A 20,121-nucleotide genomic window follows, 5' to 3' on the forward strand; every position below is an offset into this window, starting at 1 on the left:
AAGAGTGGCTGCCTGTCAGATCGTGTACTCGACCCCGTGTGTGCTCGAGATCATCCCCGCTCCGACGGTGTTACCGGTCGCCGGATCGATGAGGATGAAGGACCCCGTGGCCCGGTGGGTCGCATACGCGTCGACGGCGAGCGGCTGGGACAGCCGCAGGGAGACGGTGCCGACCTCGTTGAGGCCCAGCTCGCTGGCCTCGCCGTCCCGCTCGAGGGTGTTGACGTCCAGACGCGCACCCAAGCCGTCGACGACGGCCTTCACGGTGCGGGTGGTGTGCTTGAGGAGCAGCTTTTGACGGCTGTGGAGCGCGCCGGTCGACATCCAGCAGATTGTGGCGGTCACCTCTCGGGTGACCTCGGGCGCATGCTCGGCGTCTGCGATGAGGTCACCACGTGAGACATCGACCTCGTCGGCGAGACGCAGGGTGACGGACTGACCGCTCACCGCTTGGTCGTGGGTGGCGTCGAGGGTGTCGATGCCGGCGATGGTCGTGCGGACCCCGCTGGGCAGGACGACGATCTCCTGGCCGACGGTGAAGGTGCCCGCCTCGACCCGACCGGCATATCCCCGGTAGTCGCGGTGCTCGCCCTGCTGCGGACGGATGACGTACTGGACGGGGAAGCGGTCGCCCTTGTCCTCGAAGAGGTCGGCGTTCTCAGCCGTCTCGAGGTGCTCGAGCAGGCTCGTCCCGGTGTACCAGGGCATGGAGTCGCTGGTCTCGACAACATTGTCGCCGGCAAGCGCACTGATGGGGAAGGTCGCGACGGCCGGCACCTGGAGCTGCTCGGCGAAGGCGAGGAAGTCGTCACGGATCTGTGTGTAGACGGCCTCGTCGAAGTCGACGAGGTCCATCTTGTTGACCACGAGGGTGATGTGCGGGACCTGTAGCAGCGACAGGAGCACGGTGTGCCGGCGCGACTGCTCGGTGAGCCCGTGGCGCGCATCGACGAGGACAAGCCCGAGATCGGCAGTCGAGGCGCCGGTGACCATGTTGCGCGTGTACTGCGCGTGCCCGGGGGTGTCGGCAAGGATGAACTTGCGCCGGGGAGTCGCGAAGTAGCGGTACGCGACATCGATGGTGATGCCCTGCTCGCGCTCGCTGCGCAGGCCGTCGGTGAGCAGCGCCAGGTCGGTGTGGTCGTGGCCCTTGGCCTTGCTGGTGGCTTCGACCGCCTCGAGCTGGTCCTCGAAGATGGCCTTGCTGTCCAGCAGCAGCCGCCCTATGAGGGTCGACTTGCCGTCGTCCACGGACCCGGCCGTCGCAACGCGGAGCAGACCCAGGTCGAGGTTGGTACCGACCGAGGTCGCGGACTGCTCGGGCAGGGGGGTGGTCAGGGTGTCGGTACTCATCAGAAGTACCCCTCCTTCTTGCGGTCCTCCATGGCGGCCTCGCTGAATCGGTCGTCGCCACGGGTGGCGCCACGCTCGGTCAGGCGGGCGATCGAGATCTCGTCGATGATCTCTGTGACGGTTGCGGCCGGAGACTCCACGCACCCGGTGAGCGTCAGGTCGCCGACGGTGCGGAACCGGACGGTCCGCTCGCTCGCGACCTCACCAGCGCGAAGGGGGTTGTGCTCGCTCTCGGTGAGGAGCATCCCGTCCCGCTCGAAGACGCGTCGCTGGTGCGAGTAGTAGATCTCGGGGATGTCGAGCTGCTCCCGGCCGATGTACTGCCAGATGTCGAGCTCGGTCCAGTTGCTCAGCGGGAAGACGCGCATGTGCTCGCCCTCGTGGATACGCCCGTTGTAGAGCGACCACAGCTCCGGGCGTTGGTTCTTGGGGTCCCACTGGCCGAAGTCGTCGCGGTGGGAGTAGATGCGCTCCTTGGCGCGCGCCTTCTCCTCGTCACGCCGTCCGCCGCCGAAGGCAGCGGTGTAGCCGCGCTCCTCGATGGCGTGGAGCAGGGTTCCGATCTGCAGACGGTTGCGCGAGGTCTTGCCGTCGTCGATGACAATGCCCTGGGCGATCGCCTCGTCGACGGAGGCGACATGCAGGTCGATCCCGAGGCGCTCGACCCAGCGGTCGCGGGTGGCGAGGACCTCGGGGAAGTCGAAGCCGGTGTCGACCTGAAGCAGGCCGAACGGGATCTTGGCGGGGGCGAATGCACGCTCGGCGAGCCGGAGCATGACGATCGAGTCCTTGCCTCCGGAGAACATCAGGACGGGGCGCTCGAACTCTGCGGCGACCTCACGGATGATGTGGATCGACTCGGACTCGAGGACGTCGAGGTGCGTCAGGGCAGCCTGTGGGGCAGCAGTGGGCACGGGGAACCTCTCTTCGGACGGGACCCATGGAGCATAACTGGATGTTATGGATGTCCAAACTAGTGCTCAGGTGTTGGATGGCAGTGTCAGCAGGTGGCACACACCGTTCATGGGCAGCCGGTAGCCTTCGGTGCGCCCGCTCCGGCCGCTGCGGCTCCGTTCCCCAGGCATGCATCGGCAACCATCGGTCCTCCAGGAAGGCACGCTGTGCGCTCTCACGCGTCGCGAGACGTCTTAGTGCTGTCGCTGTTGCCGCATCCCTTCGCGACGAGGACGCGCAAGGCGGCCGAGGCCTACGCCGGTGCGGGTCATCGGGTCAGGTTCCTCGCCCCGCAGCGAGCCGGTCGGACCGTCGACGAGGTCGAAGCAGGGGTAGTGCGCCACGGGGGCGTCGTCAGCCACCACGTGGTCGTGCCGCGGACAGATCTGGGGAGCTCCGGAGGCGCGCAGCTACGCAACGCATTGCTCAGCTTCCTCCCCGCGCTGCTGCGGATGATAGTAGTGACGCTGCGCAGCCCTGCGGATGTGGTGCATGTCACTGGCGTGCCCCTAGTCCCGGTTGCGATGCTCCACCGAGCGAGGTTCGGCTCTCGGCTGATCATGGATGTGAACGAACGGCCCGCCTCGGTGACAGCCAAGGGATCGCTCTTCGGCACCATCAGCCGGTTCGAGCCGATTGTCATCCGCGCCGCTGCGCCTCAGGCGTCGCTAGTCACCGTCGTCGCGCCCGGCCATGCCGAAATCCTCCGGTCCACCATGGGGGTGCGCCACGCGCTCGTCGTGCGCAACGCCCCGCTCGCGGAGTGGCGCACGGAGTGGGTCGACCAACCGGAGGCGCCCCCGCTTCGCGTCGTCACCGTGGGTTCGCTCTTCCCGGGCCGCGCGCTGGAACTGCTCATCCGGGCAGCGGCGATCGCACGTCGCGAGGGTACGGACCTGCGCGTTGCGATCTTCGGCAGCGGAAGGCCCGACTACCTGCAGTCGCTGCGCGATCTCATAGTGAGCGAGGGGGTCGAGGACATCGTCTCGCTCGAAGGGCGGATCGATTCCTCCCAAGTGTCGCAGACGTACACGGTAGGTCACGTTGGTCTCGCCCTCTACGAGGGCGCAGACCCTGGCAACGATTCCCTGTCCAACAAGATTATCGAGACGGTGGCGTCAGGTCGGCCCGTACTGGCCGGTGACCTCCCCGAGAACCGGGCTTTCATCACCGAGTTCGGGGTCGGTTGGCTCACCGAGGTATCAGCGGAGGCCATCGCCGCTGCGCTGCGCAACATCGCCAGCAGGTCGAGCCGCGACGACCTACAGACCCTCGGCCAGCATTGCCATGCCGTGGCGGGGGAGTCGCTCACGTGGGAGAGTGAGTTCGGCAAGGTATTGGCAGCGGTGGACGGATTCTCGGTGCGGCGTAGCCGATGGGGCCGCTGACGCCGTGAAGCCACTTGACACCCGCAAGGCGCCACGATCATGACGTCGATGCTCCGACCGGTGGACCTGAAGGCCCGGGTATCAGGCCGGACAGGCACACGGGGCGGGCAGGCGCTGGCCAGCCTCGTACTCCAGGGCGGGCTGCGGTTCCTCGTGAGTTTCCTCGTGGGCCGGTTCACCGGCCCCGCGACCCTCGCCGTGGTCTCGAGCGGCATGTCTCTGGCCAACCTGCTGACGTTGGTGTGGCCGACGACGACAGGAGAGGCCGCGAGCCGTTTCGTCGCCCGGTCCCGGGGCGAAGGGAGCGACGTCAACGCCGTGGCGGCCTTCCTGGGGCGACGGACGCTGCTGGCCGCCTTGCCACTCAGCATCCTGTCCATCCCGATCTGGCTACATCTCGGGGGGACCCTCGCTGGCGCTGGCGTCATCGCGCTCCTCGTGGCGTCCTTCTCGTGCTACTGCTTCGCGAGGGGAGTGCACTATGGAGCGGGCCAGACCTCACGACAACTCAAGTGGGATCTCGTCACGACAACCTCCGCCGTGGCAGGGGTGCTGCTGGTCCTTCTCTCCGAAGTGCCCACCATCCTCGTGCTGGGTGTCTTGGCCGTCACGTACGGCGTCTACGCGTTGGCCTGCTGGCCCTGGCAGGCTGGAGGTGGGCTGGGTCCGGCCGCGCGGCGTGAAATCGATGTCTTCGTCGCGTGGGGGTCGTTGGGGACGCTGGCGAGCGCCGGATTCGCCCAGTTCGCCATGATCGTGGCCGTGGCAGTGGCCGGTCACGCGGAGGCGGGCCAGTTCGCTGCTGCAATGGTGCTTGCCGCACCGGCCGCGATGGTGGCCAACTCGTTGGCGCAGGTGCTCTTCCCGTCCATGGCCGAGGCCCTCGGAAGGGGTGACACCGAGGCGGTGCGCTGGCAGCTGGATCAGTCGACCAGGGCGCTCACGGCGATCATGGTGCTCATCTTCGGCGTCGTGGTGATCGGATGCCGGCCCCTCGTGGAGCTGGTGTGGGGGAGCCGCTACGCGGAGGCCGCGCAGGTCGCGCCGCTCCTCCTGATCCCGGCCATGTGGCGCAGCATCGCCTCACCCAGCCAAGGCGCGATCTCGGTCTCCACGCGGGGCGGAATCGTCTTCTCCAGCCTGGCCAGCGTGGCCGGTTTCGCGGTGGGCGCGCTGGTGTGGTGGACGATGCCGCAGGGTTGGGGCGTCATGGGTGTCGCCACCGGCTATGCGCTCGGGACGTTGCTGATCGCGGCAGCCATCTACGTCCGTGCGTGGACCCGAAGCCAGCAGCGTTGGGCCACCAACTCCGTTCTCCTCATCTTGGTCTCCGGGCTCATATGGGTGATCTCGTGGCAGCTTGCCGAGCGGTCCACCGGCTTTGGGGTGGACCTGCTCGCGGTGGGCGTCTTCGTCGTGACATGGGGCGTACTCCAGCGACGCCAACTGGTTTCGCTCTGGACCCGCGTGAGGCGCCGAGGTTGACCCCGGCCCAGACCCTATGGCTAGCTGGTTAGGCCAAGGGCTGTTCGCTCGCGCTCGGTGACAGCGGCCCACGAATACCGACCGGCTTGGGCCCGCAGCTGTTCTCTGTCCACGTCCTCGCCGAGGACGCTGACGATCTTGCGGGCCACGGCTCCCTCCGGATCCGGCTCGGCCGGCACGACCCAGTCGTCGTGAGCGAGGGCCCGGCGCACACCACCCACATCGGTGGCAACAACCGGGGTCCCCGAGGCCAGGGCTTCGTTGATGACGGTCGGCCACCCCTCGCTGCGACTCGGGATGACGAGAACAGACGCCCGGCGCATCGCGGCAGCCACCTCCTCCCGGCTCCGGGGGCCCGTGAATTGCACCGGGAGGTCTGCAGTGGCCGCCCGAAGGTCGCCGTCGAGGCCCCCGACACCGATGACCGTCATCTGGGCAGCTGGCACCTTCGCGTGAACCTGACGGAAGATCTCGGGTAGGCGGTCGGCTCCCTTGACGGTCGCCAAGCTGCCCACGAAGAGCACCTCGGGTGATCGATCTCTCGGCCCGAGGGCGAAGAGGTCGAGGTCGACGCCGTTGCCGGTGACCACATCATTGTTCTCGGTGGCGCCCAGCTCGTGCGCCCGGGCCCTCAGGGCGGGACTCACGTACATGACCGAGTGTGCCTGGCTGATCGTCCATGCGAACTCGCCAGGACGCACCTGCATGCCGAAGTTCACGTCGGACCCGTGGAGGGTCACTGCGAAGGGGACGGCGTGTCTCTCCGCAAGAACCGCTGCCACGAGCCCGGCTCCGACCTGGTACATGCCGTGCGCGTGAATGACGTCGTGGTCGATCGCGCCAAGGAGCCCCTCGACCTCGTCCGCGAGGGTCTCCGCCCACGGTCGCAACCTGGTGGAACGGCGCAGCCGTACAAAGCCGATCGGTGAAGCTCTCAGCCCGACGAAGGGCGCTGCACCGGGCACGGGGTCCTCGACGTCGCGGTCGGTGGACAGCAGCAGTCGTCTCAGTGTTCGCGTCGGACGCAGCCTCAGGTCGACCCGCTCCACGACCTCACCGTGCGCCTCGTGGGCGGTAACGCGCTCGTCGATGAAGGTCCCGCCCAGTGGCCTGGCCACGGTGGGGAAGACATCGCTGAGGAGAAGAATCTTGGACATCGTCAGCCGCCATCTCGGTTCAGCTCCACCCGGTCCGCTGCGTCATCGCGTGCGGGGGGGCCCGATGGCGTGGTCCAGTGCGTCCACGAGAGACACAGCATGTAGCCGATGAGGACCCACCACGATGGATCCCCGAGGACAGAGCTCGCGATAAGTCCGGCGTACACCAGCGCCGCGAAGCACAGGACCACCTCGAACTGCAGCAGCCTCTGGGGACCGACCTTGGCCACCGGAAGTACCGCGGCCACGCAGGCCACGATGATGACGAGAAACGCGACGAGACCGATGACTCCGTATTCGGCGGCGATCTGGGCAAACGTGTTGTGAGCCGGGACGATGCGCCCCGTGCCCCGCTGGGGGTCCGCTGCGAGAACGGCTTGGAAGGATCCCGGGCCTGTGCCAACCCCTCCGCTCTCGAAGAAGTACCGCACCGCGTGCTCGGTGAGGGCGACGCGCAGACTGTCGCTGCCGGCGTCGGCCTGACTCGTCACCGACGTGATCAGTGCCGAGAGCCGGCGAGAGAAGAACACGGGGATCGCCAGTGCCACGGGGGTGACGAGCAGAACCGTGACAAGGAAGTACCCGAGGTCAAAGGCAGCGAGCGCGAGCGAAGCGATCAAGATGAGGGTCAGGGCACCGGCGACCGCGCCTCGGCTCTCGGTATTGATCGCAAGGAAGAGCGTGAAGACCAAGAGGAGACTGACCAGCCCCTGGGCGACAATCGATCTCAGCCGTGCGATCACGATAAGGGTCGGGCCCACAGTGCCGAGCAAGAAGGCCCCGAAGTTGTTGGGGTTGATGAAGGACGCGGCAATGGACGTAGAGCTGAAGGAATATGCGCCGTCGGTGTGCTCGCTGAGGTGGGCCCCAGTACGGATCTCCCACAGACCGATGGCACCCGTGACGACCACCGCAGCCAAGAACCCCCACCGCAGGCTGGCCATGGCGCGCGGGTTGCCCCTCATGGTGCCGAGCATGACTCCCACACTGATCATGCCCAGCGTGACGCTGATGAGATTGCGCTGCCCGAGGGCCGTGTCAGGCGTCCAGAGGAGCCCGAAGCACCCCCAGAGGAGGAAGATCAGGCTGGCCCACGCCGCACTCCGCATCCTCGGAGGCAACGTGTGCCACTCCTGCCTGAGGCCCGACAGGGCAGGCAGCAACATCAGCACGAGCAGAATCCGGAAGAAATAGGGCGAGCCCTCGGCTCCGGGGGTGAAGGATGCCCATGGGCCCAAGGCGGCGAGCGACGGGATCAGGAACAGGCTCAGGCGACGTGGCCACCGAACCTGGAGCGTTGCGGTGCTGGCTATCACGTCCGCTTCGACCGGGGTGCCTGCAGCCGTCGAACCCAGGCTCTCGTCCACACCGCTCCATGGCGGAGCCTTGGTCGATCCTCTCCTGACAACCTGGTCCATCAGCTGCGGATCCCGGCCCACGCGTGATGGCGCCGAGCCGTCGACAGGATGAACTTCACCGTGCGCTCGCTGGTGTTGTCGATGAGGTAGTCATCGGGCGTGAGGTGCCCCACGCCGTCCTGGGTGTACCCGGAGGCCATGGCGACCTGGACGGCAGCGACCACGTCGTCGACGTCGAGCCCGGTCATGATGATCCCTCCGGTGTCGAGGGCCTCGGGGCGCTCGATGGAGTCACGCAGCGTGACTGCGGGGAACCCGAGCAGCGAGGACTCCTCGGCGATCGTCCCGGAGTCGCTCAGGCAGCAGGCAGCCGAGAGCTGCAGCTTGTTGTAGTCGTGGAACCCGAGCGGGTCGCTGAAGGTGATCCCCTGTGGAGCGGACCAGTCGGGCAGGGCTTCGAGGCGCTTGCGTGTGCGCGGGTGCGTCGACACGAAGACGGGCAGACCGAATTTCTCGTGGACCGCGTTGAGGCAGGCGAGCAGCATGCGCAGTCGCTCGGGGGAGTCGACGTTCTCCTCGCGGTGGGCGCTGACCAGGAAGTAGCCCCCTTCGCTCAGGCCCCGGTCGGCCAGCACTGGGGACGTCTGGATCTGGTCCGCGTAGGCATTGAGCACCTCGCGCATCGGCGAGCCGGTCTTGAGGATCCGGCGAGGGTGGAGCCCCTCGGCGAGCAGGTTGCGTCGCGCGTGCTCCGTGTAGACGAGGTTGAAGTCCGCGACGTGGTCCACGAGGCGACGGTTCGTCTCCTCGGGGACGTTGAGGTCGAAGCATCGGTTGCCGGCCTCCATGTGGTAGACCGGCACCTTCATGCGGCGGGCCATGAGCGCGGCGATGCACGAGTTGGTGTCGCCAAGGACGAGCAGTGCGTCCGGCTGCTCCTCACGGATGACGCTCTCGACGGCGATGAGCGTCCCACCGAGGACCGCCCCGAGCGACGAGGTGTCAACGCCGAGCATGTGGTCGGGCTGGCGGATGCCGAGGTCGTCGAAGAAGACCTGGTTGAGCTCGTAGTCGTAGTTCTGCCCGGTGTGGACCAGGACGTGGTCGATGCCGGCGGTGTCGTCCAGCCTGTGGAGGACGCGCGAGAGCCGGATGAGCTCTGGGCGCGTGCCGACGACGGTCATGACCTTGAGCGTCATGCGAGCGCCTTCCTGTAGAGGTTCATGAGCCGACCTTCGCGCGTCCGGTACTCGCGGTCCAGGACCCACCCGGAGGAACGATAGAAGCCGTTGGCGGCGTCATTGTCACGGGCGTCCGTGCTCAGGTGGGCGGTCGAGGCGCCCTTCGCCCTGGCCTGGTACTCCCACTCGACGAGGAGCCGCTTGCCGAGGCCCGTGTTCTGAGCCGACGGGGCGGTGCAGATCGAGCTGAGCAAGGCGCCGGTCGGTTTGCCGTCGTCGCCCGCCTCTCCACGGTAGAAGGCGCCGCGTGCCAGGCGGAGGATCGCCTTGGGCCTGCGGGCAGCGGCCACTGCGCTCGCGACCACCAGACCCGCGAGTCGCCTCCTGAGGAGACGTCGGTAGTAGCCCGCAGGTTCGGTAGTACCCACCGCTGCTCCGACAACAACGCCACCCGCGTCACGTGCGACGACTGCCACGGCCGTCGGGTCGCCGAGGAACCCGGCGTAGAACTCGGTGAGGAAGCGCAGACCCAGCGCCGAGAGGAAGAACTCCGGGAAGGCGCTCTCGTGGACCCGGGCCAGGAGGGCGGGGTCCTGTGTCGTCATCGGTCCCAGTCGGTGGTCGCTCATGTCAGGACGTCCGTACAGGCTGGACGAAGGTGTCCGGTGCCTCGGGCCGGAAGAGCTCGTGGCTCCAGAACTGCGTGAAGAGCACCTCGTCGCCGGTGTTGGTGATGTTGTGCACCCAGCCGACCGGCATGTCGATCGCCACGGGTGCCTCACCATCTGTCTCGAAGGTGAGCACCTCGTCGGTGAACATCTTGCGCAGTTCCATCGTGCCCGTGCCCCGGATGACGGCGAAGCGCTCGATCTTGTGCAGGTGGTAGTGCTCGCCGCGGGTGACGCCCGGCACCGTGGTCGAGAAGGAGGTCTGCCCCTCGCCGCCGCGACAACGCACTGTCTCGACGAAGGCTCCGCGGGCGTCCGCGTGCGGCACCAGCCGGATCGGGTAGTGGTCGGGGAAGAGGGCCGCCCGGTAGGTGTTGAAGAGGTCGATCCGAAATTTCGTCGCCAGGTCGGGGATCTCGCCGGTTGGCACGTAGGTGCTGTGGAACTCCTGCAGCAGGTCCCAGACCTCCTGCACACCGTGGGCCTCTGGCTCTGGACGCAGGACCGGGTCGGCGGTGAACAGCCCGTCGAGGAGGCCCTGAGCTGCGTCCTGGGCGTGCAGCAGACCGACCTCGTTGTCGTTGATCGTCACGTCCTCGCCCGAGACCGTGGCGTGGACGAAGGTGGCGACGAAGGAGTTGTATCCGGGGCGGCCGTGCTCCCCGAAGACGTTGGGGAGGCGGACGTCGACGAGGTGACCGCCGACAGCGGACGCCGCGTCGCGCAGGATTCGCGCGGCCTCCTGCTTGCCGTCACCGTAGGGGCTGCCGTTGCCGGCTTGGGTCGAGTTCGCATAAACGACACGAAGGGGGGACCCCCCCTTCGTGATCGCTGCGGCGAGGTCCTCGGCCAGGGACACGTTGCCCTCGCGGACCTCATTGTCCGTCTCAGCACGGTTGACTCCGGCCACGTGGATCACGGCGTCGGCACCCGCGACGAGTCGGTCGAGCCCCCCCCACTCCTGCCGCCCGACTGGCACGACCTCGTGGTCGGTGAGCGCGTGCAGGCGCAGTCGGGTGTGCCACCCGAGGAAACCGTTGCTGCCGGTGAGGAGGATCTTCACGACAGTGCCCTCAGGACGTCGACCATCTCCGGGAGGGAGGCCACGAGGCGCCTCGTCGCCTCGAGATCCAGACGCTCGGTGTTGTCGGAGTCGAAGTCCGCGGCGACTATCGCCTCGTCCTCGCCCTCCTCGACGTACTTCGAGTAGTCGAGGCTGCGCGCGTCGAGGGGCACGCGGAAGTAGTCGCCCTGGTCGGTGGCCTTGAGCATCTCCTCGCGGGAGAGGAGGGTCTCGTACATCTTCTCGCCGTGCCGGATCCCGATCCTGCGGATGTCGGGCTCGACCCCCATGAGAGACGAGACGGCGCGCGCCAGCGTGTCCACCGTGCAGGCCGGTGCCTTCTTCACGAAGAGGTCGCCGGGCTCGGCGTGGACGAAGGCGTGCTTCACGAGGTCGACGGATTCCTCGAGAGACATCAGGAACCGGGTCATTCGCGGCTCGGTGACCGTGAGCGGCTTTCCCTCGCGGATCTGCCGGACGAAGAGGGGGATGACCGAACCGCGTGAGTACATCACGTTGCCGTAGCGGGTGATCGAGACTGTGGTGGGGGAGTTGGGGTTGTTGCGGGCGAAGGCCTGCGCGGTCTTCTCCATGAGGGCCTTGCTCATGCCCATCGCGTTCACCGGGTAGACGGCCTTGTCGGTGCTCAGGCAGACGACGGAGCGCACACCGTGGACGTGGGCGGACTCGATGACGTTCTGGCTGCCGACGACATTGGTCTTCACCGCCTGGTCGGGGAAGAACTCGCAGCTCGGTACCTGCTTGAGGGCAGCCGCGTGGAAGACGAAGTCCGTGTCCGCCATCGCCGCGTCCACGCTGCCGCGGTCCCGGACGTCCCCGATGAAGAACTTCACCCGTGGGTCACCGAGCGACTGCCGCATCTCGTCCTGCTTGGCCTCGTCTCGGCTGAGGACGTTGATGCTCCCGACCCCGTCGGCGAGGAGGTGCTGGACCATGGTCTTGCCGAAGGATCCGGTCCCTCCGGTGATGGTGACCGTCGAGTCCGCGAAGGCGCTCACGAGGGTGCTCCGATCTGTGGTGTCTGCGTGGCTGCGGACCGCAGCAGGGTCTCGAGTCGGCCGATGGCGCGCTCGAGGGAGAAGTCGCTCTCGTAGACCGAGCGGGCGTGCTCACCCATGGACGCACGCTCGGCCGTGGAGGTGCTGAGCAGCAGTCCGATCGCCCGGGCGATGTCCTGCGGGGAGCCAGGGTCCGCGGTCCAGCCCAGACCGCGGGCGTCCACCAGCTCACGGACGTCGCCAGTCGCCGCGACGACGACCGGGGTCCCGGAGGCCAGGGCTGCCTGGGTCTTGCTGGGGATGCTCACCCTGCCGAGGGGCGTGTCGCGCAGGGACACGAAGCTGGCATCGGCGGACGCAAGCAGGTCGGTCATCGCGTCCTGGGAGACCCTGCCGATGAACCGCACCTGGTTCATGCCGGCGGCCCGTGAGCGCAGGGCGGACTCGGAGCTTCCGGATCCGGCGATGACGCACACGAATCGAGGGTCGTCGACGAGAGCGCAGGCGTCGACCAGGGCCTCCAGACCCTGGGCCTCGCCGAGTGCCCCGGCGTAGAGCAGGACGACCGCGTCCGGCGAGATCCCGAGGTCTGTGCGCACGCTGACGCCGCCGGGGTGGAATGTTGCCTCGTCCGCCCACATCGGGATGTGGTGGAGCTTGGCCTCCGGGACGCCTCTGGAGAGGAGCAGGTCCCGCACTCCCGGTGCGATGTACGCGACGTGGTCTGACGCTCGGTAGATGGAGCTGGTCCATCCCTCGAGCAGGCGGGAGGCGGCGCGATGGTCCGCCATGGAGGCGAACCCGCTGGCGTAGAGGCTCTCGGGCCACAGGTCGAGGATGTGGCTGACGACCGGGACGCGGTGCGCCTTCAGTGCCCAGATGGGCCAGGCGAGGGTGATGGGGGAGGCGTTGACCCAGATGACGTCCGCATGTCGCAGGTGGCCGAGCCCGTTGCCGATGGCGGACAGGGCGAAGGACCCGTAGTTGGTGATCCTGCCCAGTGCCGACCCGTGGTCCGGGTGGAGGTATACGCGTCGTACGTCGACCCCGTGGCGGACCTCGTCCATCCGTCTCGTCAATCGGTAACCGGGCATCACCGTGCCCGTTGGGTAGTTGGGGAACCCCGTGACGACGCGGACGGAGTGGCCGCGGGCCGCCAGCCCCTCGGCGAGGTTCGCCGGCAGCTGGGCCGGTCCCGGCTCGGGTGCGTAGAACTGGCTGACGATTCCGATCCGCAGCGCGCGCTGAGGGCGCATGGACGAGTGCGTGGACCGCTCGGTCGCGACGTTCATCCGGTAACCGTCTGCCAGATCAGCCGAAGGTCCCCGACGAAGGTGCGGTGGAGCACGTAGTCCACGTACATCGCGGCCTTCTCCGGGAGGATGGTGTCGATGTAGTACGCCTCAGGGTCGTCCTGGACGCCCATCTGGGCGCTCTCGTCGCGAAACCTGATGCTCGCCGGGTCCGTGATGCCCGGTCGGACGCTGAGGATCACGGCCGCCTGCTCCGGGGCCCAGTGTCGGGCCAGGCTCGGCACTTCCGGACGCGGTCCGACGAGCGACATCTCGCCGCGCAGCACGTTGACCAGCTGCGGCAGCTCGTCCAACTTCGTCGCTCGCAGCACGGCGCCCACGGGCGTGATCCGGGAGTCCCCGGCGGAGGTGACCTCCGGCCCGCACTCGGAGGGGCGCATGGTCCGGAACTTGAGGATCTCGAAGCGGGTGTCCGCCCGCCCCACACGCACCTGCCGGAAGATGATCGGTCCATGGCTCGATACCCCGACCATCAGGGCGACGACGGCGAGCAGGGGACTGAGCACCACGAGTCCCACGCCGCTCGCGGCCACGTCGAAGGCTCGCTTCACCACACGATCTCCCGGACGGCCGTGACGACGCGCTCGACGTCACCGTCCGTCATGGAGGAGAAGATGGGCAGACTCACCACGCGGGCATAAGCCGCAGTCGCCGCCGGGAAGTCTTCGGGCGACAACGCGTAGCGGTCGCGCCAGTACGGGTGCAGGTGCAGCGGGATGAAGTGCACCGAGGTGCCGATGCCGCGCTCGGCCATCGCCTGCACGAAGGAGTCCCGATCGACAGGAGCGTCGTCACCAAGCCGGATCACGTAGAGGTGCCAGGCGTGCTCCATCCCGGCCGAGGCCTCGGCCGGGAGCACCAGCGGCAGGTCCGCAAAGGCCTCGGTGTACGTCGCGGCGATGGCGGCACGGCGGGCCCCCATGGCTGCAGCGCGGCCGAGCTGGACGCGCCCCATGGCGGCCGCCGGATCGGGGAGGTTGTACTTGAACCCAGGGGCCACGACCTCGTAGTGCCACGCAGGGGTCGTGCTCTGGTACCGGTCGAAGACGTCACGGCTGATGCCGTGCAGGCGCATGGTGCGGATGCGGTCGGCCAGGGCCGTATCGGTCACGGTCACCATGCCGCCCTCGCCCGTCGTGACCGTCTTGGTGGCGTAGAAGCTGAACACTGCGGCCTCGTTGTGCCCGGCGCCGACATGGGCGGAACCCACCCTGGCCGGGATTGCGTGCGCGGCGTCCTCGACGACCGTGAGCCCGTGTCGGTCCGCGAGGGATCGGAGAGGCTGTTGCGCGACGGGAAGCCCCGCGAAGTGCACGGGCATGATGGCGCGCGTCCGGTCGGTGATCGCGGCCCCGGCAACGTCGAGGTCCACGTTGAGGGTGCCCGGGTCGACGTCGACCATCACGGGGTCGGCCCCGAGGTATCGGACGACCTCGGCGGTCGCGGTGAAGGTCCAGGTCGGGACGAGCACCTCGTCACCGGGGCCGACTCCGAGGGCCTCTAGCGCCAGGTGCAGTCCTGCGGTGGCGCTGTTGACGGCCACGGCGGTGATGTCACCGCCGACGAACTCGGCGAACTCGGACTCGAAGGCGGCGGCGTTGGGCCCGGTCGTCAGCCAGCCGGAACGGATCGCGTCCGAGGCCGCGTCGACCTCGGCCTCGGTGATGTCCGGTCGGGCGAAGGGGAGGAAAGGAAGGTCAGCGGGCACTCAGCGCCTCGTTCGTTTTCGCGTCGGGCGCCGCGGAGTTGTCACGCATCCACCGCGCAGCGGCGGCCGGCGTCGGGTGGTGCGCGCCGCGCACATCGGCGGCGGCCAGAGCGGGGACGTCGACGCTGTTGACCAATGGGTGGTCGGTTGCGCGGATCTCCTCACTGCTGGCGAAGAGCTCCTCCGACAGCTTCTCGCCGGGCCGCAGACCGGTGTACTGGATCTCGACGTCGTCCCTGCCGGACATGTCGATCAGTGTGGTCGCCACGTCGTTGATCTTGGCAGGCGTGCCCATTTCGAGCACCATGACCCGTCCATCCGTGCCGATGGCAGCGGACTGGAGGACGAGCTGGCAGGCCTCGGGAATGAGCATGAAGTACCGCTCCACGTCCGGGTGGGTCACCGTCACGGGACCGCCGACCTCGATCTGGGCGGTGAAGGCGGTGATCACTGACCCACGAGAGCCGAGTACGTTGCCGAAGCGCACGCTCACATACGTGTTCGCGTCCCGAGCCGCGAACTCCGAGGTGAGCCGTTCCGTGAGTCGCTTGCTGTGCCCGAGCACGCTGGTGGGGTTGGCCGCCTTGTCCGTGGAGATGTTGACGAAGGTTCGTACTCCGTGGTCGAAGGCTGCCTGGAGCACGTTGAGAGTGCCCAGGACGTTGGTCTTCCATGCCTCCATGGGGTAGCTCTCGAGCAGCGGCAGGTGCTTGAGAGCTGCCGCGTGGAAGACGACGTCGGGGCTGTGCTGGGCGAACACCTCATCGAGCCGCGCGGCGTCGCGGATGTCGGCCAGGATCGTGTCCTCGCCGTCGAGCAGGCCGTGGCCCGACAAGTTGATCTGGGTGGCGTGCAGGCCGGACTCGTCGCGGTCGAGGAGGAGGAGCAGGCGCGGGCCGAACTGCGCGATCTGGCGGCACAGCTCCGATCCGATCGACCCGCCGGCGCCCGTGACGAGGACGACCTTGCCGCTGATCGTCCCGGCGATCGCCGCGGAGTCGAGCTCCACCGGCCGGCGGCCGAGAAGGTCGGCGAGGTCGAGTGCGCGAAGGTCACGACCGGTCGGGCTGTGGAAGAGCTCGCTCGTCGGAGGCAGCACGAGGACTTCGAGGTCGGCGTCGCGGGCGATAGCGCGCACCTCGGTGAGCAGGGACGAGTCCGCGGACGGGATGGCCACCGCGATGGTCGACGCGTTGGTCTGGTCCGCGATGCGCGGGATGTCCGCGCGCGTCCCGCGTACCCGGACACCGTCGATGCTCAGCCTCGCCTTTGCCGGGTTGTCGTCGACCAATGCCACGGGCTGGAGGCCAGCTCGCGGATCCTTGATCATCGTCCGCACGAGCTGTCGTCCACCCTCACCGGCGCCGAGCACGATGACCCGCTTGTCGCCCGGGGTGCTCCGCCCGCGGTCGCGTAGGGTCCGCCACACGGTGCGCGCCGCGAGCATCGCGATGATGGCGGCCAGCGTGCCCGTGATGGGGACCGACCGGGGGACGAGCTGGGCCGGCAGCAGCGCGTTGACGACCAAGCCCAGAGCGCCGACGGCTCCGGCCGTCTTCGTCAGGTCGATGATCTCCTCGAAGGAGCCTCGGGAGTGACCGACGGCGTAGGGCCCGGCGAGCCCGCCGAGGACGAGATGGACGACGGCGCACGCCAGGGCGAAGAAGAGGGTGTCTACGGCGAAGGCTTCGGTGAAGTTGAAGTCGAAGCGCAGGAAGACTGCGCCCACCACGGCGAAGAACCACAAACCCCCGTCGACTCCGGCCCACCGCCACCGGTTCATCGCCGACGTCGCCGCATCACTGGTCAAAGTGTCCTCCTGGTTCCAGCAGGTCGACTTCCCGCCCCGATTCCCCGAAGCATCGTATAGGCCCGGTCGCTTGCCTTCGGCAATGCGTCAAGACGTGACGCACGCGACCCGATCCTCCGAGGGACCGGGGGGCTCCCTACGCGCCTATACTGGCCGCGGCCACGGGGGAGTGAGATCAGCTCGAAGACCCGCTGGGCCCGACGAGGAGATCGAGTGACCCTGCAAGACCTGTGGAAGATAACCCGCCGCCAGTTCGTCGCGATCGCGACCTGTGCGCTGCTTGGCGTGCTCCTCGCCTTCGGGTGGATGCTGATGCAGCCCAAGGTCTACACAGCGAGCGCCGGTGGTTACGTCACGGCCGGTGGCGGGACGAGCATCGGGGAGTCCTTCTCCTCCCAGACGCTGGCACAGCAAAAGGCACAGGCCTACGTCACGCTCTTCACCAACCGCCGGGTCGCCGAGGCCGTCATCGAGGACCTCGGTCTCGACAGCACACCCCAAGATCTCGTCTCCCGGATCTCTGCGGCGGTCCCGGACCAGGGCGTCACGATCACCGTCACCGCGACGGGACCCACGCCCGAGGAAGCCCGTGACGTGGCAGACGCCGTCGTGACCGCCGCGGCCAAGGAGGCCAAGCGCATCGAGGAGTCGGGCCCCACGCGTCAGGTGGTCGGTGCCGACGGCAAGACGCGCAAGGTCAAGTCGACTGCCCAGGTGCTCATCGAGCCCAACGAGTCCGCGGTACTGCCGAAGTCCCCCACCTCTCCCAACCCGACCCGTATCTTGCCGCTCGGGCTCCTGTTGGGGCTGCTCGCGGGATACGGGGTCGCGGCACTGCGGCACCACAACGACACGAAGCTGCGTCACGTCGACGAAGTCGAGGCGACAGCTGGGGCGGGCGTCCTCGGCGTGCTGCCGCAGAGTGCCGCACTCTCCTCGGAGCGGGGGCAGGCCTACCACCCCAAGGCGTTCCACGAGGGCGAGGCGCTGCGCAAGCTGCGGACCAACCTGCGGTTCGTGGACGTCGACAACCAGCCCCGATCCATAGTCGTCACGAGCGCCAACCAGGGTGAGGGCAAGTCGACTGTCGCCGCCAACCTCGCGACCGTGCTGGCGGAGTCCGGCGAGCAGGTCGTGCTCGTCGACGCAGACCTGCGACGCTCGGCCGTGGCCCGCGCCTTCGACATGGACGGTGACGTCGGCCTGAGCGAGGTGCTGGCGGGGGCCATCCCCCTCTCCGACGCGCTGCAGGAGACCCGGACGCCGGGACTGCAGATCCTCGCTGCTGGGGCGACGCCGCCCAACCCCTCCGAGCTGCTGGGGTCGCACCGCATGGAGGCGTTGATCGAGCAGCTGTCCAGGGAGCACTTCGTCGTGCTCGACGCACCTCCGATCCTTCCTGTCACGGACGCAGTGCTGCTCACCCGGAGCGCGGACGGGGCCGTGCTCGTGGCCGCCGCCGGCAGGACCCACAAGGAGGCCCTGGAGCGGGCGGCCGGGTCACTGCGCGCCGTCGACGCCAAGGTCCTCGGTGCGGTGCTCAACGGTGCATCAACCAGCCGGGTCGACCGCGTCCGGTACGGCGACGTCGAGTACGGCTACGTGAAGTCGTACTCGGACGACTACGTCTACGAGTCCGAGGACGCCGCGGCGACCAGCCGCCAGGACGTCAAAGCCAAGCGGCGCCGCCGCGTGCGCGGCTGACCCCGGCGTGACCGTCCGCATCCTCACCGTCTGCACGGGAAACATCTGTCGCTCGCCGTACGCCCAGCTGGCGATCGGGCATGCGCTGGAGGCCGTCCGGCCAGGGGCCTTCGAGGTGACGAGCGCGGGTACGCACGCTCTCGTCGGCGACCCGGTCGACGCCGGCAGCGCGAGCATCCTGCACGCCCGAGGAGTCGCCACCAAGGCCTTCGCGGCCCGTCAGCTGCGCGAGCGGCTGCTCGCCGACATCGACGTCGTGCTGCCACTCGAGGTGAGTCACCGCAAGATCGTGCTTTCCTACTCGCCGCGCCATCTCAAGCGCGCCTACACCGTCCTGGAGCTCGCCCGTCTGCTCGACTCGGCGGGTGAGCGAGAGCCGTGGCCCGAGCGACTCGCCGGCCTAGCCACGGTGGAGGAGCGGTGGGCAGCCCTCCCTTCGCACCTCGCCAGAGAGCGTGGACTCAACCGAGTCGGCGAGGGCGCGGACGACATCGCCGACCCCTACCGTCGGCCGCAGGAGGCCTTCGACCGGATGGCGCGTCAGGTCGACGCGGCGGTGGAGCGGGTCGTCGCCTTCGAGAGGCAGTTCGACTGAGCCCGGCCACCCAGGTCGGCGCTCTGGCCGCCTTCGTGCTGTGCGCGGTCCCTCCGGCCACCAACGTCGGTCCGGGGCAAGTCGGCTACCTGCTCGCGCTGATCGTCCTCGTGGGTGTACTGGCGTGGGCCCTGCTCGAGGACACGCACCGCTCACTGCTCTCCCGTCGCCAGACTGTGCCCCTCGTCCTGTTCGGCGGGTGGTTGGCGGTGTCGCTGCTGCGGTCCGGACCCTGGTGGGAGACCGCGACGGTCGCGACCCTGCTGGCCGTCTTGGCCGCTGCCGCACCCTGGTCGCTCGCGCGCGTGCAGGCTCGTGAGTCGACCGCGGAGAGGGTCACGCTGGTCATGGCCGCGTCCGTGCTCGGTTCCGCGGTGGCGGCGTGGATCGTCCCGCTCGTGCTGGGCGAGGGTCTCCACTGGCGGCAGGCGCTGCCGATCGGTGGCGCGTCCAACAGCGCGGTCGGACTGACGCTCGCGTTGGCCGGGACCCTGACCGGGGAGCGGCTCCACCCCGACCGTACGTGGCTGTGGAGGGGGCTGTCCGTCGTCACCGGGCTCCTCGTGGTGCAGAGTCTTTCGCGCGCGGCCTGGTTCCTCGCGCTCGTCCTCGTGGTCGTCGCTCTCGCAGCCCGCCGCCGGCACATACCCGGGTGGCTGGGCCCCGTGGCCGGACTGCTCGTCGTTGCCGTGGTCGGGCTGCTGGCGCGTCAGCGGGGAGTGGACCTGATCATCGACCGCAAGCGGTGGGACAACGCCAACACCGGGCTGGAGGCGTGGTCGGACTCATGGGTGTCGGTGATCGTCGGGCTTGGGCCCAGCCGCATGTGGCCGTGGTTGGGACTCGAGCGAGGGCATCCGGTCGGAGACGACCGCGCGGCCTTCTACCACGACAGTCCGTGGGGGACGGTGCTCCACCACGCGCACTCGACCTACCTCGAGGTGCTCGTGGAGTACGGCCTCGTGGGGCTCCTGCTCTTCATCGCCGTGCTCGCGGTCGTGATGTCGCGATGCGTCCGCGAGATCCGACAGCGCGGGGTGCTGTCACTCCTGGCCGTGGCCGTGCTCCTGGCCTTGCCCGCGATGCTGGTGGAGCTGTACCTGCTGCGGGGGTTCCCTTCGGCGGTGCTCTTCTGGACGGCCGTGTTTGCTGTGGGCGGAGGAGGGGGCTTCGAGGCGCGCCCCAGCGCGCGCTGGCACGTCCGCCGGAATCGTGGCCGTCTCATCTAGTGTCGAGGATGTGGGCCCATACGACCGCGACGTGCCGATCCGCACTGCGCTGCAGTGGGCGAGTTCGGGAGGCCCGCGTCGGTGGGGCAGAATGCAGCCCATGTGTTTCCGGGGGGTGTCGTGCGCATACTCCTGA

The 20,121-nt window shown here is 68.4% G+C and carries 17 protein-coding genes; 5 read left to right on the forward strand and 12 right to left on the reverse strand.

Annotated elements, in window-relative coordinates; all coding sequences use genetic code 11:
• Positions 1-15 precede the first annotated feature (15 nt).
• A complete protein-coding gene (locus ASG73_RS16265; RefSeq protein WP_082567336.1) occupies positions 16-1,353 on the reverse strand; it encodes a sulfate adenylyltransferase subunit 1 in 1,338 nt (445 codons plus the stop codon).
• Positions 1,353-2,267, reverse strand: a complete 915-nt coding sequence (gene cysD, locus ASG73_RS16270) for a sulfate adenylyltransferase subunit CysD (RefSeq protein WP_082567337.1) — start codon at positions 2,265-2,267, stop codon at positions 1,353-1,355. The genes ASG73_RS16265 and cysD overlap by 1 nt, the downstream gene beginning before the upstream one ends.
• Before the next feature lie 207 nt (positions 2,268-2,474).
• On the opposite strand from cysD, the gene ASG73_RS16275 reads away from it, so the two are divergent.
• Both ASG73_RS16275 and ASG73_RS16280 read left to right on the forward strand, forming a co-directional pair.
• Positions 2,475-3,695, forward strand: a complete 1,221-nt coding sequence (locus ASG73_RS16275) for a glycosyltransferase (RefSeq protein WP_055997823.1) — start codon at positions 2,475-2,477, stop codon at positions 3,693-3,695.
• Positions 3,696-3,734: 39 nt separating this feature from the next.
• Positions 3,735-5,180 carry a lipopolysaccharide biosynthesis protein gene (locus ASG73_RS16280; protein ID WP_055997826.1) on the forward strand — a complete coding sequence of 482 codons (1,446 nt, stop codon included), beginning with the start codon at positions 3,735-3,737 and terminating at the stop codon, positions 5,178-5,180.
• Between the two features lie 20 nt (positions 5,181-5,200).
• Here the strand turns inward: ASG73_RS16280 and ASG73_RS16285 are convergent, their stop codons facing one another.
• The 10 genes from ASG73_RS16285 to ASG73_RS16330 are packed head-to-tail and all read right to left on the reverse strand — an operon-like array spanning position 5,201 to position 16,457.
• Entirely contained in the window at positions 5,201-6,337 is a 1,137-nt protein-coding gene (locus ASG73_RS16285; protein ID WP_055997828.1) for a glycosyltransferase, read from the reverse strand.
• Positions 6,338-6,339: 2 nt separating this feature from the next.
• A complete protein-coding gene (locus tag ASG73_RS16290; RefSeq protein ID WP_055997831.1) occupies positions 6,340-7,704 on the reverse strand; it encodes an O-antigen ligase family protein in 1,365 nt (454 codons plus the stop codon).
• Between the two features lie 50 nt (positions 7,705-7,754).
• Entirely contained in the window at positions 7,755-8,894 is a 1,140-nt protein-coding gene (gene wecB, locus ASG73_RS16295; protein WP_055997834.1) for a non-hydrolyzing UDP-N-acetylglucosamine 2-epimerase, read from the reverse strand.
• The gene (locus ASG73_RS16300) at positions 8,891-9,505 is read right to left on the reverse strand and encodes a GNAT family N-acetyltransferase (protein ID WP_055997837.1); all 615 of its coding nucleotides are present in this window, start codon (positions 9,503-9,505) and stop codon (positions 8,891-8,893) included. The genes wecB and ASG73_RS16300 overlap by 4 nt, the downstream gene beginning before the upstream one ends.
• Before the next feature lies 1 nt (position 9,506).
• Positions 9,507-10,607, reverse strand: coding sequence for a polysaccharide biosynthesis C-terminal domain-containing protein (locus ASG73_RS16305; protein WP_055997840.1), 1,101 nt, complete (start codon positions 10,605-10,607; stop codon positions 9,507-9,509).
• Positions 10,604-11,626: a polysaccharide biosynthesis protein gene (locus ASG73_RS16310; RefSeq protein ID WP_055997843.1), complete on the reverse strand. Its 1,023-nt coding sequence runs from the start codon at positions 11,624-11,626 to the stop codon at positions 10,604-10,606. The genes ASG73_RS16305 and ASG73_RS16310 overlap by 4 nt, the downstream gene beginning before the upstream one ends.
• Positions 11,623-12,918, reverse strand: a complete 1,296-nt coding sequence (locus tag ASG73_RS16315) for a glycosyltransferase family 4 protein (RefSeq protein ID WP_055997846.1) — start codon at positions 12,916-12,918, stop codon at positions 11,623-11,625. The genes ASG73_RS16310 and ASG73_RS16315 overlap by 4 nt, the downstream gene beginning before the upstream one ends.
• On the reverse strand, positions 12,915-13,490 hold the full coding sequence (locus ASG73_RS16320) for a sugar transferase (protein WP_082567350.1): 576 nt from the start codon (positions 13,488-13,490) through the stop codon (positions 12,915-12,917). The genes ASG73_RS16315 and ASG73_RS16320 overlap by 4 nt, the downstream gene beginning before the upstream one ends.
• Complete coding sequence (locus ASG73_RS16325; RefSeq protein WP_055997852.1) at positions 13,487-14,647, reverse strand: DegT/DnrJ/EryC1/StrS family aminotransferase; 1,161 nt, start codon at positions 14,645-14,647, stop codon at positions 13,487-13,489. Before ASG73_RS16325 ends, ASG73_RS16320 begins: the two co-directional genes overlap by 4 nt.
• Complete coding sequence (locus ASG73_RS16330; protein ID WP_235499494.1) at positions 14,637-16,457, reverse strand: nucleoside-diphosphate sugar epimerase/dehydratase; 1,821 nt, start codon at positions 16,455-16,457, stop codon at positions 14,637-14,639. The genes ASG73_RS16325 and ASG73_RS16330 overlap by 11 nt, the downstream gene beginning before the upstream one ends.
• A gap of 213 nt (positions 16,458-16,670) precedes the next feature.
• Between ASG73_RS16330 and ASG73_RS16335 the strand changes: the two genes are divergently transcribed.
• Genes ASG73_RS16335 through ASG73_RS16345 form a run of 3 tightly spaced genes read left to right on the forward strand, consistent with a single transcriptional unit; the run spans position 16,671 to position 19,985 of the window.
• Complete coding sequence (locus tag ASG73_RS16335; RefSeq protein ID WP_055997858.1) at positions 16,671-18,161, forward strand: polysaccharide biosynthesis tyrosine autokinase; 1,491 nt, start codon at positions 16,671-16,673, stop codon at positions 18,159-18,161.
• A 7-nt stretch (positions 18,162-18,168) separates the two neighbouring features.
• Complete coding sequence (locus tag ASG73_RS16340; RefSeq protein WP_055997861.1) at positions 18,169-18,756, forward strand: arsenate reductase/protein-tyrosine-phosphatase family protein; 588 nt, start codon at positions 18,169-18,171, stop codon at positions 18,754-18,756.
• 35 nt (positions 18,757-18,791) lie between these two features.
• Positions 18,792-19,985 (forward strand): O-antigen ligase family protein, encoded by a 1,194-nt coding sequence (locus tag ASG73_RS16345; RefSeq protein WP_055997863.1) that lies wholly within the window; start codon positions 18,792-18,794, stop codon positions 19,983-19,985.
• The last annotated feature ends 136 nt before the right edge of the window (positions 19,986-20,121 follow it).

Source organism: Janibacter sp. Soil728 (assembly GCF_001428305.1).
GTDB lineage: Bacteria > Actinomycetota > Actinomycetes > Actinomycetales > Dermatophilaceae > Janibacter.

Coding starts and splice junctions, on each gene's coding strand:
- ASG73_RS16265 (WP_082567336.1), bottom strand. CDS start 1,353: ATGAGTACCGACACCCTGACCACCCCCCTGCCCGAGCAGTCCGCGACC.
- ASG73_RS16280 (WP_055997826.1), top strand. CDS start 3,735: ATGACGTCGATGCTCCGACCGGTGGACCTGAAGGCCCGGGTATCAGGC.
- ASG73_RS16285 (WP_055997828.1), bottom strand. CDS start 6,337: ATGTCCAAGATTCTTCTCCTCAGCGATGTCTTCCCCACCGTGGCCAGG.
- wecB (WP_055997834.1), bottom strand. CDS start 8,894: ATGACGCTCAAGGTCATGACCGTCGTCGGCACGCGCCCAGAGCTCATC.
- ASG73_RS16300 (WP_055997837.1), bottom strand. CDS start 9,505: ATGAGCGACCACCGACTGGGACCGATGACGACACAGGACCCCGCCCTC.
- ASG73_RS16315 (WP_055997846.1), bottom strand. CDS start 12,918: ATGAACGTCGCGACCGAGCGGTCCACGCACTCGTCCATGCGCCCTCAG.